Origin of the sequence: Neolewinella agarilytica (genome assembly GCF_900110645.1) — a bacterium.
In the GTDB taxonomy this organism is placed as follows: domain Bacteria; phylum Bacteroidota; class Bacteroidia; order Chitinophagales; family Saprospiraceae; genus Neolewinella; species Neolewinella agarilytica.
The window spans coordinates 176706-193307 of the sequence record NZ_FOFB01000006.1; the positions used below are offsets into that span (position 1 = coordinate 176706).

The window sequence follows — 16602 nt, forward strand, 5'->3', positions numbered from 1 at the left end:
AGGCAATAAGAAACTGGTTTCTGTGATCACGGTCGTTTACAACGACCAGGCAGGGCTGCGTAAAACGATCAACAGTGTTGTTGCTCAGGGCTCAGAACTGCTGGAATATATCGTCATTGATGGCGGAAGCAAAGACGGAACTGTAGAAACAGCAGAAGAATTCAGTGCAAACATCGATCGGTTCGTTTCCGAACCGGATGGAGGCATTTATGACGCCATGAATAAAGGGCTTCGCTTAGCCACCGGCCAGTGGGCGATATTCATGAACGCGGGAGATACCTTTGCCGGGCCTGATGTGTTGAACGGACTTGCGGACAAATTTGACCCTGCCTACGCCATCGTCTTCGGAGATGTAGAGGTTGGGAATGGTCGGATAAAGAAACAGCAGGGGTTGTTTGATAAGCTGGGCCTTCTGACGATGATCTGCCATCAATCCCTATTTTTCAATCTTGCCCTGGTGCCCCGGGAGGAACTTCTGTACCGCCATAAAGAATACGGCCTTAGTGCCGATATGGAACTCTTACTCCGGCTGCAAAGGGATTATGGCGCGTCCTTCGGTAAGAAGGCGGATCTTGTCATCTGCAACTATGATAAAGGAGGAGTCTCTGATCAACAAGTGGGAAAGCGGCTGGCGGAGCGGGAAAGGTTGGTGAAAACCTACCTTTCCGGTAAGCCGCTATCACTGATGTTGCACCGATTGCAGGATTTGTACCTTCGGCGAAAATTGCTCAAATAACCAGGTAAGGGGGCAGCAGCATTGCTTTTTGAAAACAAACCCTGCACCCTGCGTTTGCGCCCGCTTTTTTCTCCTTTTTCAAAGCAAGAATCGGGCGCGGGACCGCAGGTGCAGTGGAAGGGGATATTGATCCATGTTACCCGCTGCCACCCTGCCTTTTTCATGGCAGCAAACGCTGACAGACAGTAAAAAATATGCTTCTTTCTCACGACAAGAAATTCATCTTTATTCACGTCTACAAGACGGCGGGTACTTCGGTGCGGCAGCAATTTTTGCCCTATTGCCGCCCGCTTGACCGCCTGGTATACGATTACCCCGTCAGCCGTAAGCTGGTGGTAGGCATGAATAAAATATTTGGTCTGCAAAATGATGGCAACCGAAAATTTACCGGCTTTCATAAGCACGAAGCTGCCAGTGTGGTAAAGGATAAGCTGGGGGATGAAATCTGGAACGACTATTATTCCTTCGCCTTTGTCCGTAACCCCTTTGACTGGCTGACGAGCCTGTATTTCTACATCCGGCAATCGCCCAGTCACGTGCACCATGCGAAGGCCAATGCACTTGAATTCTCGGACTGGCTGCAGTGGTATATCTTTGAGCATGGTTTTCAGCTGCAATCCAAGTATGTGGCTGATGAAAACGGGACGATTCTGGTCGATAAGCTCGGCCGCTTTGAGCGCCTGGAGGAGGATATTGACGAAATTTCCCAAAAGCTGGGTATTCCTTTTGAAAGGGTAAGCCACAAGAACGCTTCCCGACAAAAAAAGAGGGACTTCCGGTCTTACTATTCAGCTGCGGACCGTGCGCTGGTGGAGCAGAAATACGCGACTGACCTTCGTTTATTCGGTTATCAATTTGATTCGCCCCAAACCAAATAACGTCTAGTGAGTTACCAACTTAGTGTAATCATTATCGGTAAGAACACCGAAAAAATTCTGGCGCGTTCCATCGACTCTGTCATTGCAGCCGTAAATAAGGCTGGTCAATTGATAGAGGCTTTCGAAGTACTTTATGTCGATAGTAACTCTACTGACAGTTCTCTGCAGATCGCCGAAGGCTATGCTGAAGTACGAACAGTAGCCATTACTTCCTCAACCTTTTATTCCGCTTCTCTGGGTCGGCACTTAGGGCTGCAGCATGCCCGCTACGATAACCTGCTCTTTCTGGATGGGGACATGACACTCTCCCCGGATTGGTTTACAGAAACGGAAGAAGCTTATGCCAGGCATCGGGCCATTGTGGGGCAGTGGAACGAAAGAGAGCTGAGTATGGAGGGAGAACTGAACCGCGAGATCGCCAACTACAACGGCATAGAACAGGAGGAGGTGCTCATCAAACCCTGTGGGTTTCTCCAGATCAATCGTAAACTGATTGCGGGAGGGCAGTCTTTTCATCCGCTAATCGTCAATAATGAAGAAAAGGATTTTTACGCACAGTTCTATGGAGAAGGCAAAATAGTTGGATTACCAATCAAGGCATTTGACCACAACAATTTCAAGCGGAAGACGAGTTCGAAGTGGGCTGCTTTTCTGAGCCTCAACGGAAAAACGGGCTACCTGACTTCTTTTTACTACGCCATTAAGGAAGGATACGTAGCGGACTATTTTAGGATTCAATACGACAAATTTCTGAACGTGCTGGTTCTGCTTTGCCTGATAGTCGCTCTGTTGACCTGGAATGTTTTATGGGGGGTACCGGCTTTACTACTGCTGGTTTTTCCACTCGGCAAGCTCAAATCACGGCTGGCGGATCTTTTTTTCTTCCCCTATAAGCTTTACGCAACGGTTAGACTCCTGTCTCAGGAACACGCTGCTACCTATCAGGTAGACGGTAAAACACAGGAAGCGGACTTAAAATAAGTCATGGATTTTAGTTTTTTCTATACAGACTTTCCGTCTACCGCGTATACGGGAGATTTCTTCCGGAGCTTGCTCATGGGGCTATCTCTTCTGTTGTTTATTTTCTTGCTGTCGCTTTTCATTAAAGACAGGAAGCAACAGTTTTACTTCGCGCTGATTGCCGGTGGAATCTTTGCGTTTAAGATTCTGATCATTTTCCTGAATGAGCATTACCGGATACTTCCGAGGAAACCTGCGGGCAACTTTGTGCTGTGGTTCTATTGGTATGCGGAGAATTACAGTGCGACGCGAATACTGGAAGGCCGGGTACAGCCTACCTTCCTGGTTCAATTTCTGGTGAATTATCCCTTTATCTACCTATTTGGTATTGCCCGAGAGAATGTGTTACTGGTGAACGGCTTCTTTACCAGTATGGCGGCGGTTTACGCCTTTTTTGGGCTGAAAAACATCTTCGGTTCTCTGACTGCTTTTCTGGTCCTGATCTTCCTTACGTTTTATCCGGCAGCGATCAACTTCTCCATGTTTGGTTTACGGGATCCAGTGATATATCTGTTCATGACGATGAATATCGTATCGCTTATTCGCCTGTATCTGACAAAAAGTTACCTTCCACTTTTCGGAATTGTCTTCTCTGTTCTTGCCATCTTCAGCATGCGGCCGGAATTGTTCGCTTTCCTGTTCGCCCCTTATGGGTTCCTGATTCTATGGGGGTTGATCTCCTACTATAAAAATACAAAGACAATCAATAACAAGCTGTTACTGATGGTCGGGTCGTTTGTTGTCGTCATCCTTCCGGGGCTGATGGCCGCCTACCTCGCCTACGGTTTTGTAACCGCTAACATTGGCGCTGTCGGGGCTTCACCGGTGGATATTGTTACCACTTACGCTTCAAATCGTTATGACCGAGAGGCTGGTATTGGTGACGGAAGCCATATTGTTCCTCCTAACATTTATCACGCCATTCCATGGTACGCTCGTTGGGGCTTGCAGGCTCTGGGGATGATTATTTTACCTTTCCCCTGGCTGATTACCAGTGTGCCAAAAGTATTTGCGGCGGTTGATTCCTTCTTCATCATTCTTATGATTGTCGGGTTCTGGTGGCTGAGGAAAAAGTATCTCGTAACGGGCCTGATTAATGTAGGATTGAAGAGAGAACGAATTTTTATGGCTCTCTTTATAACCTTTTTTACCAGTGTGGGAGTAATGGGCTTCATCGTCAATAATGCCGGAAACGCCTTCCGTATGCGGATGGCTATTTTCCCTTACATTGCTATATCTACTGCTTTACTACTGGCAACGGTAATAGAGTATCGTCAAAAAAATAAAAACAAACTTAGCGCATGAGCAGCCAATTGGATTTCATCGTAATTGGTCCGGGAAAGTGTGGCACCAGCTGGGTCTACAAGATTCTGAATCAGCACCCGGAGGTTTGTGTTTCCTCCGCAAAGGAGACGCTGTACTTTGAAGAGTATTTCCATAAGGGAGACGATTGGTACAGTAAGTTCTTTAAGCACGCCGAAAGCGGGCAGTTGCTGGGGGAGGTCTCTAACACCTACGTCTTTTCCAAAGAGGTGCCGGCCCGGATTAAAGAGAAGTACCCTAATGTGAAGTTGGTGAGTACAATACGTAACCCGGTGGATAGAACGTTTTCCCATTATCTGTTCCTTCGCCGGAACGGAACACTTTCCTGTTCCTTTGAAGAAGCACTCGTTATACGGCCGGACTTGCAGGAAAGAGGGAATTACCACACCTTTTTCAAACAATACGAAGAACACTTTGATCGCTCCCAGATCAAGGTGCTTTTGATGGAAGACTTAAGAGTAGATAACCGCCAATATGCGGACGATCTTTTTTCTTTCTTAGGGGTAAAAGGAAGATTGTCTGATGAAATCCTCAACGAAAAAGTATTGCCGGCCAGTAAGGCCCGTAGTCCATTGGTTGCCAGGATGGTTAAAGCAAGTGCCGGCCTGGTACGTAAGTTGGGGCATCCGGAGTTGATCACTAAAATCAAATATAACAAGCGGGTGACCGGCGCACTATACGGAGAATACAAAGAAGGAGAGAAGCCTGTTCTCTCGCCTGAAACCCGCAAGGAGCTGGAAGAATATTTCTCGCTGGAAGTTGAACAGTTGTCTGACTGGCTGGGACGTGATCTTAAGAAGGTATGGCAGTTTTCTAAATAGTAACCGATATGAGACCTTTCGCAATTTACCTTTTCGCAGCCGCCCTTTTGTTGACCGTTGGATGTAACCGACCAACGAGTGGAGTGCTTAGCCCCGAATCAGAATCAGCTATGGAACTAAAGACTTTTGCTAAAAAATCTGTCAACCGACAAGAGGTCTTTATCAAAGGCAAAAACGGGGGATGGTTTCGGCAAACCACTCAACAAAAAGCAGATGGCACGCTCTATTTGAAGGACGGTGCAGGGAAGACATTTGTCCGGGCTGAATATGAGGACGGAGGTTATCTGATGCCGGAATGGTTTGGTGCCCGGGGAGATGGCGAAACCGATGACTACCCCGCATTTGAACGGGCCATCACTGCTGCCTGTGAGACGGGAGCAAGTTTCGTTACGCAGCGAAAGAAGTATTCATTGTCGCGCCGTATAGAGTTTCCCTCCTGCTTTCAGGAAGGAATGGTCTGGACCGGCAACGGGGCGGAACTGAACAACACCGTTTACGTAAAGTCTCCCGGAACGACCATAAGGGATGTCTCCGTAGTTAAAAGTCCGGCGGAAGGTTTTGTCTGGTACCGTGGGCAGGGAGGTCATTTTGAAAACCTGACGGCCAAGGGGTGCCAGAGTGCGGGCTTTCGACTTGGTGGTGAAAAAGGTAGCCAGGTAGCCTGGTCGACTTTTGTTAACCTGAAAGCAATTAACAATCAGGATGGGCTGGTACTGGATGGTTCTTTCCCCAAGTGTTGGGTGAATGCCAACACTTTTACCGGTATTTATTCACGGCTCAATTCCAGATATGGGGTCCACCTGAAAGGGAAAGCTAATTACAACACCTGGATGGGGCTCCACTGTGAAGGGAATAGCCGAAAAAATAAAGATTTACCGGCGATGCTGATTGAGAATTCTTCGGAAAACACTTTTATGGGAGGGCAACAGGTCACCCACCCTGGGAATCCATCTCCGGTGGTAGTGGATCGTGGCCGCCTCAATAATTATTTCGGAGGAAGGTACGTAGCGGATAAAGCGGCAGGGAGAATCATTCAGCAATCCAAGAGTAAAATTGAAGGGGCTAATCTGGTACCACGGAAAAGCAAGCAAAAGCCTAAGGACAAATGATATTACCTACAGCAATGATTGTCGGGCCCCAAAAAGCCGGAACAAGCTGGATATATGCTTACCTGCAGTGGCGGGACGATGTGAATGTAGCCAAAGGAGTGAAAGAAACTTTCTTCTTTGATAAATACTATCACAAGGGGATCCACTGGTATGCTAAACATTTTGAGGGGGAGGCGGACTTGCCCTGTATTCTGGAAGTAGGACCGACCTACTTTGAAAACCCAAAAGCAGGCGACCGTATTTTAGATGACCTGGGGGATATTCCCATTATTTGTACTCTTCGGGACCCTGCCAAAAGAACGTTCTCCCTGTATTTACATCGGGTCCGATATGGCCAGATAAAGGGAGGGTTTAGGGAGGCCGTTGAGAACCGGGAAGTAATTGACGGGAGTTTTTATCATCAATTGATTCTTTCCTGGAAGGCCCTGTTTTCTTCCGTAAACGTATTGTTTCTGGAGGATCTTGTCCGTGACCGGGAAGCTTACGTTCGCCAGCTGTGTCAATTCCTGGGAATCGCCTACGTTCCGGTGCCGGATCACCTGAAAGGGAAGTCGTTCGAGGCTGCCGTAGCGCCGAATTATTACGTCGCTGCTGCCGCAGATAAAGCAGGCAATATCTTAAGATCGCTCAGGCTGTATCCCATCATTGAGATGGCTAAAAAGGCAGGCCTTAAGGGTATGATCTTCGGGAAGCCCGGAGCAAAGACAAATTCTCAGGTCCCAACACTTTCTGCAGAAGACAGGGCTTGGCTTATTGAAAACTACTTTAAAGAGGATGTTCAGAAGCTGGAAAAAATGACCGGAAGAGAATTAAGCGATTGGCTGAAATGAAAAAAATGAAAATATTACAGGTAATCACCATTGGGCATGAACTCTATGGCGCACAAAAACACGTACTGGATTTGTGCGTACTGCTTAAGAAGAATGGTCACGAAGTAATGGTGGCAACGGGTACCGCAGGAACCCTGACGGACTTACTGGATGAAGAAAGCATTCCCTTTAAAATTTTTACCTCTTTGGTACATCCCATTAATCCGGGGAAAGACGTAAAATTCGTTAAAGATCTGATTTCATTCCTAAAGACTTACCAGCCAGATCTGGTGGCTTCCCATTCCTCAAAGGCTGGCCTATTGTCAAGAATAGCATGTCGAAGAGCTAAAATGCCCAATACGTTTACTTCTCATGGTTGGTCCTTTGAAGGCGGGATACCGTTCGTGAAACGAATGGTTTTTCTGACGGCTGAAAGAGCTGCTGGCCGAATTTCAGATGGCATCATCACGGTGGCCGAAGCTGGCAGGGAATACGGACTGCAAAAGAAAGTGGCTAAAGCAGCTAAAATTGTAACCATCCATAATGGGGTAGAAGATATTGCCGGTCAGTATGAGATAGTGAAAAACGATCGGTTTACCATTACGATGGTTGCTGGCCTTCGTCCACAAAAAGATCATTTCACGCTCATCGAAGCGCTGGGGAAGGTGAAACATCTTGACTGGGAAGTCTTTTTTTTAGGGGACGGACCGCTCATGGAAGTGCTATCCGAAAAAACAACTGCCCTTGATTTGACAGATCGTATTCACTTCAAGGGAGCAGTTTCAAATGTAGGTGACTATCTTTGCCGGTCCCATTTACTAACCTTGATTACAAATTGGGAAGGATTCCCGATTTCCATTCTGGAAGGGTTGTCTTTTGGCTTGCCAATTCTTGCTACGGATGTAGCCGGAGTAAAAGAGCAGGTGATTGACGATTACAATGGCATTACAGTTCCCCCAAAGGACATTGATGCCGTTGCCAATGCACTGGAACTAATGATGAAGTCACCGGAAAAGTTGGCGGAAATGGGAAGGAACTCCCGTGAGTTGTTTGAGCAAAGATTTACTCGCGAGGCAATGTATAAAAAAACAGTTGCTCTTTATTATAATCTCATCAACAAAGCATGAAACGAACCTTATTTACCGGAGCATCAGGCTTCATTGGGTACCATTTTCACCAAGCACTCGCATCGGAGGAATTCGGTAATATTGATCTTCGGGAGCCGGAGTTTGATTACCATTCGTCTTTCATTAAGGGAGATATTCGTAAGCCGGAAGATGTTGAGCGCGCCATTGCCTCCTTTCCCTGTGACAGAATCGTTTCACTGGCCGCTGAACATAAAGACTTTGGCCTGAGCGAAGAAGATTACTTTAAGACCAATGAGAAAGGAACCGAAGTGATTTGCGAAGCTGCCACCAGGCACGGCATCAAAGAAATTGTTTTTTATTCCTCGGTAGCTGTTTACGGCAACAACAAGGTGCCAAGCGACGAAAAACTGCCTCCTAATCCCAATCTTCCTTACGGAGCATCAAAACTCGCCGGAGAAAAAGTTCTCCAGCGATGGTGCAAAGAGCAAGATGATCGATCTGTATTAATTATCCGCCCAACGGTTGTTTTCGGGGAAAGAAACGTGGCCAACATGTTTCGGCTTATTCATCAGATTCGGGCAGGCCGGTATTTTCACATTGGTGATGGGAAAAACATTAAGTCGGTTGCTTATGTGAAAAACATAGTAGAAGCAACGCTGCACTTGATGGACAACATGGTGCCCGGTGTAAGTATCTATAATTACGCAGATGAACCTCAACTGACGAGTAGAGAAATCGCTACCCAGATTTCTAAATCTTTGAACAGAAAAGACCCGATCACGCTGCCCTACTGGGCAGTTTACGCGCTAGCACTACCATTTGATGTCTTGATTAAAATAACAGGCAAAGACCTACCGATTTCCACCAATCGGGTAGCTAAGTTCTGTACGGAAACTTTTCACAAGGCCGATAAACTGCTGGCCGAAGGCTTCTCGCCAAAGTATACTACTCACCAGGGGCTGCAGAATATGGTTTCCTGGATGGAGCAGGACTACAAGGAGGAAGAAAAATACTTCGATGTTTGATCACATGCTCTGCTGACGGCCTATTGGGCCATGGCGAGTACGATCGAATATGTCAATAAAAAAAACTAGAAACTAACTATAAATGTCAAAACGAGCCCTCATCACCGGAATTACCGGACAAGACGGAGCCTATCTTTCCGAACTCTTGCTTAGTAAAGGCTACGAGGTACACGGTATCAAGCGCAGAGCCTCATTGTTCAACACCGACCGGATTGATCATCTTTACCAGGATCCACACGTAGATAATCGCAACTTTGTACTGCACTATGGAGACCTGACGGACTCGACCAATCTGGTGCGAATCGTTCAAGAAGTACAGCCCGATGAAATTTACAACCTTGCGGCTATGAGCCACGTAAAGGTTAGTTTCGATATGCCGGAATATACTGCGGATGCAGACGGTATTGGCACCACCCGGCTTCTGGAGGCCATCCGTCTTCTGGGCTTGACCAAAAAAACTAAATTCTATCAGGCTTCGACTTCGGAGTTGTATGGTCTGGTGCAGGAGGTGCCTCAATCAGAAACTACGCCTTTCTACCCACGCTCTCCTTACGCGGTGGCAAAAATGTATGCTTACTGGATCACGGTCAACTACCGGGAGGCTTACGGAATGTATGCCTGTAACGGCATCCTCTTCAACCACGAATCTCCGCTGCGGGGAGAAACTTTTGTTACCAGAAAGATTACCCGCGCTGTTGCTAAAATCAGCCTCGGCCTACAGGACAAACTTTTCCTCGGCAACCTGGACGCTAAGCGCGACTGGGGGCATGCCAAAGACTACGTCGAAGGCATGTGGCGGATGCTTCAGCAAGAAGAAGCCGATGACTTTGTTCTGGCGACTGGAATCACTACTACAGTACGCGACTTCGTTATCATGAGCTTCCGCGAAGTAGGTGTTGAACTGGAATGGTCAGGCACCGGAGTTGATGAAGTAGGCACTATTTCCTCCGTTAGCAATCCTGATTTCCCGCTCGCAGCAGGTACACAGGTTGTTTCCGTGGATCCGCGCTATTTCCGGCCAACGGAAGTAGAACTTCTGCTCGGAGACCCCACCAAGGCGAAGACTAAGCTGGGTTGGGAAGCAACCTACACCCTGGCAGAGATGTGCTCGGAAATGGTGCGCGCAGATATTGAGACTTTCCGCCGTGATCAACTGCTGAAAGAGGCCGGCTTCTCGGTGAAAAATCAATTCGAGTAATACAGGGAACACTCCAATGAATACAACTGACAAAATTTATATCGCCGGCCATCGGGGCATGGTGGGGTCTGCTATTCAGCGGAACCTGGAAGCAGCAGGCTACCATAATATCATCACCCGGACCAGCCGGGAACTGGATTTACGGGACCAAAGCCTGGTAAATTCATTTTTTCAGGAGGAGCGTCCTGATTATGTTTTTCTGGCGGCTGCTAAAGTGGGAGGGATTCTTGCCAACAATACATACCGGGGAGAGTTCCTGTACGATAACCTCATGATCGAAGCCAATATTATTGAGGCCGCTCGTGTGTTTGGCGTAACTAAACTGATGTTTTTAGGGTCTTCCTGTATATACCCCAAGTTAGCTCCCCAGCCGTTAACGGAGGATGCCTTGCTCACAGGACCTCTTGAGCCAACCAATGAACCCTACGCAATTGCAAAAATTACGGGGATAAAACTATGCGATGCCTACCGGCATCAATATGGTTGTGACTTTATCTCGGTAATGCCCACCAATCTTTATGGTCCGAATGATAATTATGACCTGAAGACGAGCCATGTTCTACCTGCTTTGATTCGAAAGTTTCATGAAGCGAAGGTGAATAACGAAAAAGAAGTCGTGATGTGGGGAACCGGGCTTCCCAAACGGGAGTTTCTACACGCGGATGATCTGGCAGATGCTTGTGTATTTCTGATGGAAAACTTCAGCGACTACGGCTTTGTAAACGTTGGAACAGGAGTTGACCTTGCAATTATTGATCTGGCCCGTACTATCAAAGAGGTTGTCGGATATAAAGGAGAAATTACCCACGATTTGACTAAGCCCGACGGTACTCCCAGGAAATTAATGAATGTAGACAAGCTTCATGCTATGGGCTGGAAGCACAAGATTGATCTTCGTGAGGGGATTGAGAAGGTTTACGCTGCATTGGAAGCAGAGTCTTGGTTTTAAGCTGAAGTTAGAATAAGTTTAGGTTCTTTTATCTTGGTTTGTGGGCTGGTAAAGCCCCTTAAACCTGACGTTACACAGTCGTAAGAAGTAATGTGTCTTAGTTGCAATAGTAAATCTGAAGCATGTCTGTTTCGCCCCGTGATGTAATGTGGGAACCTGACAGGAAGGAGGATAAGGTGATAAAGTGGCTGCTGCTGGCCTTCTTTTTCTTTGTTCCTTATGTTAGATTATTTTATTTTCCGGTAGTATCGGCAAAGATTCAACCGACGGAAATAATCTTTCTTTTTCTTTTCCCGGTAGCTCTATATCGATATGGCCGTCGTTTAATACCTGAGTCAAATCTATTTAAGATAGCACTAGCTGTTTATTTGGGAGCTAATTTACTTTCTGGAGTAGTGGCTGGTAGCGTAAATTCAATTCTTGAGTCACTTGGCAGAGTTTACCTGGTAGTTCTGGCGTTAATTGTGGCTCAGTTTGTACAGTCCGGAAAAGTGGAAAGTCATAACGCTGAAAAGCTGGTGCAGGCCTGGTCCGCAGGGGCTATCGTAATGGCTGTGCTAACCATCATTGGATATGCAGCTGCTGTTAATGGGTACTTAAACCAAACAGTCGTTGTTTACGAAAACTATCCATACTTCGGAACGGTAATCAGAGCGAAAGGACTAACTGGGGGCGCTAATTCATTGGCCTACGTTAGTATGATACCTTTACTTTACCTCTACCGTAGAATCAGAAACGGGAAAAGTGGAAAAGGGTGGCTTGTGTTATTAGTAACGGTTTGTTTGTTGACTATCTCAAAAGAATTCGTTCTGATACTTCTCGGATGCTTCCTGATTGATCCCTGGGTGATGGATAATTGGCGAAAGTTAAGGCCGATGGCGGTTGTGGGGATATCCCTTTTTCTCTGGTTCGGGACTCACTTAATTGTGCAAAGACCCAATGACGTTAAAGGTTCCTATTTGGAAGGAACAGAATACACCTCGGAGAATGTTTTTTGGAAAGGAGATAATGTTCAACTCTTAGAAACCTCTTATCTGGCATTGAAAAAAGCGGGGATATCAGTAGGGAAAAAGCATCCTTTACTCGGGGTGGGGCCAGGAGAATTTAATAAGTATTTGCCCGAAGAAAAAGCCAAAGGCGTTTATCCTGATCATTTGCCGGACTATGATCCTCACTCTACCTGGGTCGGAGCATTTTCGGAAACAGGCTGGTTAGGTCTGTTAGGGATAATATTACTAACGGTTTCTGCCTGGATTTCTATTGTAAAAAACATATCGGTCAATAGCTGGACTCAGAATGACTATATGCTACCCGTTGGGGTAAGTATTTTGTTGATTCTCATTGCGTCAGTTAGTTTAGATATCATGAATTTTCGCTATTTGTGGGCCCCCTTCGGTATATTGATTGGTGTTATGGCACTCAATAAGCCAGGGCAGGTGGTAAGATAATTTGTAAAAAAAATCAATGTGCCGAATTGCTGGCGTGGTCAAGCTGAATAAAGGGACGGCTTTAGCCAAAGAAACAGACGTTCAAGCTTGTCGTATTCTTGACCGGATGAGGCATGGCGGACCAGACGCAGACGGGACCATGCAAACAGGGCCCGTTTCTTTTTTTCACTGTCGGCTTGCCTTACTTGATGCTTCTCCTACAGGCGCTCAACCTATGCGGCGCGGTAATACTGTTCTTTCTTACAATGGTGAGGTCTATAATTATTTGGAACTCAAAAAAGAGCTGACTAACGCCAGCGAAAAATTTAGAGGTAATTCAGATACTGAGGTCATTTTGGCCGCAATCGGTAAGTGGGGTAAAGCTGCATTAAACCGTTTTAGAGGGATGTTTGCGCTGGCACTTTGGAATGAGAGTAAAAAAACTCTTCTGCTGGCTCGTGATCCACTGGGTATTAAACCATTGTACTACAGTCATACAGAAGATCATTTTCTCTTCGCCTCGGAACTAAAGGCACTACTTGAACTACCTGGGCATGATGCTTCCATCAATCATGCAGCCTTACCTGAATACCTCCGCCGAGGGTATATTTCTGCGCCAAATACAATATACCAGAATACATATAAATTAGAACCAGGGGGGTGGGTTGAGTTTTCTCTACAAGATGGAAATGTTGCTAAAGGTGCTTTTTACCAACTAGAGGATAAAGTCAGTCAAAACAGTCAACGACAAAGTTTAACTCCTAAGCAGAATTTTAAAGCTTGTTTCGAGGAAAGCTGCCAAAGAAGGCTTTTGGCAGATTTCCCGGTAGGAGTACTTCTCAGTGGGGGAGTGGATTCCAGCTTAATTGCGGCAACGGTATCTGGCTTAACGGAAGAACCGGTCAAAACTTTTACGATGGGGTTTGACAACCCCGCTTTTAATGAAGCGCCACGCGCTGCAGCAATAGCCAAACACTTAAAGGCGGACCACACTGAATTTTCCTGTACGGCAGAAGATTTTCTACGGTTGATTCCAGCGTACGCCGAGATATATGACGAGCCATTCGGAGATGCTTCTGGAATTGCTACTCATCTCTTAGCTCAGGGAACCAGTCAGGAGGTAAAGTGCTGCCTTGGAGGTGATGGAGGAGACGAGCTATTTGGAGGCTATGCTAAATATCGGGCTACGCTGAATTTTGATCGCTACGCAAAATCTATTTCACCGAACTTGCGAAAGTTATTAGCCAAGGCTATCCGTACCGGACGGCCTGATCGGATAGGAAAAATGATCAGAAAGGTGAAGCCGGACTTGTCTAACCCAGAGGAGAAACTTTATAAATTGTCTGAGAGCATTTCTGCTACTTCGACCGAGAGCTTTTTTCAGCGTGCTTCCGATTATTCTGATGAAAGTATTTTATATCGTTTGGGAGTATTGACTCCAAAACGACCTGTCAAATACTGGGCAAGCCATGAGTTGCTAACAAAAATGGCAATAGAAGATTTGCAAAATTATATGGAAGGCGACCTACTGGTTAAAGTAGACCGAGCAAGTATGAATAACGGGCTTGAAGTAAGGCTGCCTTTTCTTGATACAGACTTAGTCGCGTTTGCGTTGAACCTGGAACCAAAATACAGGTTGTCGGGTCGTGATACTAAAGTTCTTCCCCGTCAATTGTTGGCAGAATATTTACCACAGAAACTAACCCGGGGTCCTAAAAAAGGATTTGCCATTCCCCTTGATCAATGGTTGAGAACTAAGCTGGTGGAACCTTTGAAAGATATGGCTGCCGATCAAACTTTCTCAGCCAGATTCCGATTCAGGCCAGGAGCGGTCGAAGGAATAGTCAATGACTATTTGAGCCCCCTGACGTATATCAACGTCTACCCTGTTTGGTTCCTTTTTGTCCTTCATCAGTGGCACATTCGTTGGGGAGAATGAAAGCATTGCAGCTCGCCTATTTCTATTTACCCAATAATTCACCTGGCGCCCGCCGTGCCTACTACGTCGGCCTTGAATTAGCCAGGGCTGGTGATTTATACGTTCTTTCTTCACAAGAATTAGTTACAAAGTTCGACCACGCAAAAGAGGCCATTTCGGTTAATGCCCCGGATCTCCGTTCATTGTCAGGGGTTAAGACCGTCTCCGTTCGGACGGCGAAGAGCACCGTTGTTAGTCGTTTACTTCCTCTCCGCCAGGCCTTTCCTTTCCTGTTTGTAACGGATGATGGAGGTCCCGTATATCGACGAAAGGCCTATCAGGAAGCCTGCGCACTAATTGAAAAACACGGCATAACTACCGTGTTTTCGTCGTTCAGGCCCTGGTCGGATCACCTTGTTGCAGCTAGATTGAAAAAGCGTTTTCCGGCCATACGATGGATCGCTGATTTCAGAGACCTGCCGGTTGATCCGGTCCATCAAACGATCTGGTGGCCATCTCTGCAACGTTGGTGGGGAAAACGGATTATACGATCGGCCGATGAGGTGTGGATGGTCTCGGAAGGGCAACGACAGCAAATGTCAGGGTGGCACCCAAATATTAAGGTCAGGTATAATGCTTTAGCAGATCTGCCACCTGACCGGACGGCCCCGTTGTCCCAGCATTTCACCATCGCCTATACCGGAAGTTTGTATCCCGATATGCGCACACCGGAAAAACTGGTGGCCGCCTTGAGGTCTCTATTGGATGCCGGTCGTTTGGATGAGAACAAAGTGAGGCTGGTTTACCGGGGGAAAGATGATAGCTATTTTCGTTCGTTTACCAATGGCCTTCCTGAATGTATGCTGGACGTTGAAAGCTCCATTACCGCTGATGCGGCGAAAGCAATACAGGCGAATGCTCAGCTACTATTACTGTTGACCTGGTCCGCTCCAGGCTACTATGGTGTCCTGACGGCTAAACTCTGGGAATACCTGTCAACAGGGCGTCCGATCCTTGCGCTTGTGAAAGGGCCCGGAGATCCCGAATTGAAAAAAATAATCGAAACGGCCGAAGCAGGAGCGGTGTTCTCCGATCAGGAATCAGCTTTGCTGGAAAAATGGTTGCTGGAGAATTATGAAAAATGGCTTGAAGCAGGCACCCTTCCCTGGTCAACTAACCGCTTGGGACTAAAACAGTATTTAGTGTAAATGGGCATTAAAAAAATTGTTACCATAGTTGGTGCTCGTCCTCAATTTATTAAAGCTGCTCCTTTGAGTAAGTATATAGCGGAGCTCGAGGAAATTGAAGAAGTAATTGTCCATACCGGTCAGCACTATGATGCTGAGATGAGTGATGTTTTTTTCAGGGAAATGAAAATACCGGCACCAAGATATAATCTGGCGATTGGTGGAGGCGGGCACGGTGAAATGACCGGGAGAATGCTGGAGGGTCTGGAGCGGATTCTAATAAAAGAGAAACCAGACTGTGTTCTTGTATATGGTGATACCAACTCCACTCTGGCGGGAGCCCTGGCCGCAAAAAAAATGAACGTCAAGGTCGCGCACGTTGAGGCGGGCTTGAGAAGCCACAATATGAAAATGCCCGAAGAAATCAATCGGATTTTAACGGACAGAATAAGCGATTTTCTGTTTTGCACAAGCGCAAAACCCGTCGCTAACTTAGAACGCGAAGGTGTGCAATACTGGAAAGCTAAAGTGGTCGTCTCCGGAGATATTATGAAGGATGCTGTAATGCTTTACGAGCAGCATGCAGTTGCCCCGCAGCAAGTTCTTCTTGCTGGTGAGCGCTACTGTTTGGTAACGGTCCACCGGGCTGAAAACACGGACGATCCGGTGAGGCTTAAAGCTATTTTCGGAGCATTGAAAAATATGGCAGGGAAAGAGAAAATAGTACTGCCGGTTCACCCGCGAACGAGAGACAAAATCAGAGAATATAATATTGATACGGCAGAGATACTATTAATTGACCCTGTTGGTTATTTCAATATGGTATGGCTGCTTAAAAATTGCCAGGTAGTCATTACGGATAGCGGAGGATTACAGAAGGAGGCTTATTACTTTGGCCGACCTTGCATTATCCTTCGGGACGAGACAGAATGGAAGGAGTTAGTGGATAATGATTTTAGTGCATTAGTGGGGGCTAACTCAGCTGCAATTCTTGATGCCAGATATAATTTTCGGTTTAACACAGATTACTCGTCGAATTTTTATGGCGATGGGAATGCTTGCAGCATAATTGTAAGAGAATTAACCGGAGTGAAAAAGTAATGGGGCTATTGAT

Annotated in this window: 15 protein-coding genes; all 15 read left to right on the plus strand. The window is 46.5% G+C overall.

What is annotated here, in order from left to right; translation table 11 throughout:
- The first annotated feature begins 22 nt into the window (after nt 1-22).
- The 15 genes from BM123_RS07490 (at nt 23) to wecB (ending at nt 16589) form a co-directional block, all read left to right on the plus strand.
- The gene (locus BM123_RS07490; protein ID WP_175489280.1) at nt 23-736 is read left to right on the plus strand and encodes a glycosyltransferase family 2 protein; all 714 of its coding nucleotides are present in this window, start codon (nt 23-25) and stop codon (nt 734-736) included.
- A gap of 194 nt (nt 737-930) precedes the next feature.
- Complete coding sequence (locus BM123_RS07495; RefSeq protein WP_090166883.1) at nt 931-1614, plus strand: sulfotransferase family 2 domain-containing protein; 684 nt, start codon at nt 931-933, stop codon at nt 1612-1614.
- Nucleotides 1615-1620: 6 nt separating this feature from the next.
- On the plus strand, nt 1621-2595 hold the full coding sequence (locus BM123_RS07500) for a glycosyltransferase family A protein (protein WP_090166885.1): 975 nt from the start codon (nt 1621-1623) through the stop codon (nt 2593-2595).
- A 3-nt stretch (nt 2596-2598) separates the two neighbouring features.
- Nucleotides 2599-3939, plus strand: coding sequence for a hypothetical protein (locus BM123_RS07505; protein ID WP_090166887.1), 1341 nt, complete (start codon nt 2599-2601; stop codon nt 3937-3939).
- Nucleotides 3936-4778 carry a sulfotransferase family protein gene (locus BM123_RS07510; RefSeq protein ID WP_090166889.1) on the plus strand — a complete coding sequence of 281 codons (843 nt, stop codon included), beginning with the start codon at nt 3936-3938 and terminating at the stop codon, nt 4776-4778. The genes BM123_RS07505 and BM123_RS07510 overlap by 4 nt, the downstream gene beginning before the upstream one ends.
- A gap of 8 nt (nt 4779-4786) precedes the next feature.
- Nucleotides 4787-5887, plus strand: coding sequence for a hypothetical protein (locus BM123_RS07515; protein ID WP_139211802.1), 1101 nt, complete (start codon nt 4787-4789; stop codon nt 5885-5887).
- Nucleotides 5884-6717 carry a sulfotransferase domain-containing protein gene (locus BM123_RS07520; protein ID WP_090166893.1) on the plus strand — a complete coding sequence of 278 codons (834 nt, stop codon included), beginning with the start codon at nt 5884-5886 and terminating at the stop codon, nt 6715-6717. Before BM123_RS07515 ends, BM123_RS07520 begins: the two co-directional genes overlap by 4 nt.
- Nucleotides 6714-7823, plus strand: a complete 1110-nt coding sequence (locus tag BM123_RS07525; protein WP_090166895.1) for a glycosyltransferase family 4 protein — start codon at nt 6714-6716, stop codon at nt 7821-7823. Before BM123_RS07520 ends, BM123_RS07525 begins: the two co-directional genes overlap by 4 nt.
- Nucleotides 7820-8809 carry an NAD-dependent epimerase/dehydratase family protein gene (locus BM123_RS07530; RefSeq protein WP_090166896.1) on the plus strand — a complete coding sequence of 330 codons (990 nt, stop codon included), beginning with the start codon at nt 7820-7822 and terminating at the stop codon, nt 8807-8809. The genes BM123_RS07525 and BM123_RS07530 overlap by 4 nt, the downstream gene beginning before the upstream one ends.
- 82 nt (nt 8810-8891) lie before the next feature.
- Nucleotides 8892-10007: a GDP-mannose 4,6-dehydratase gene (gmd, locus tag BM123_RS07535; protein WP_090166898.1), complete on the plus strand. Its 1116-nt coding sequence runs from the start codon at nt 8892-8894 to the stop codon at nt 10005-10007.
- A 16-nt stretch (nt 10008-10023) separates the two neighbouring features.
- A complete protein-coding gene (gene fcl / locus BM123_RS07540; protein WP_090166900.1) occupies nt 10024-10956 on the plus strand; it encodes a GDP-L-fucose synthase in 933 nt (310 codons plus the stop codon).
- Between the two features lie 122 nt (nt 10957-11078).
- A complete protein-coding gene (locus tag BM123_RS07545; protein WP_139211804.1) occupies nt 11079-12404 on the plus strand; it encodes an O-antigen ligase family protein in 1326 nt (441 codons plus the stop codon).
- A gap of 16 nt (nt 12405-12420) precedes the next feature.
- Nucleotides 12421-14322 (plus strand): asparagine synthase (glutamine-hydrolyzing), encoded by a 1902-nt coding sequence (asnB, locus tag BM123_RS07550; RefSeq protein WP_090166904.1) that lies wholly within the window; start codon nt 12421-12423, stop codon nt 14320-14322.
- Nucleotides 14274-15509, plus strand: a complete 1236-nt coding sequence (locus BM123_RS07555) for a glycosyltransferase family protein (protein WP_175489281.1) — start codon at nt 14274-14276, stop codon at nt 15507-15509. The genes asnB and BM123_RS07555 overlap by 49 nt, the downstream gene beginning before the upstream one ends.
- Nucleotides 15510-16589 carry a non-hydrolyzing UDP-N-acetylglucosamine 2-epimerase gene (gene wecB, locus BM123_RS07560; RefSeq protein ID WP_090166908.1) on the plus strand — a complete coding sequence of 360 codons (1080 nt, stop codon included), beginning with the start codon at nt 15510-15512 and terminating at the stop codon, nt 16587-16589. It abuts the gene before it with no gap.
- The last annotated feature ends 13 nt before the right edge of the window (nt 16590-16602 follow it).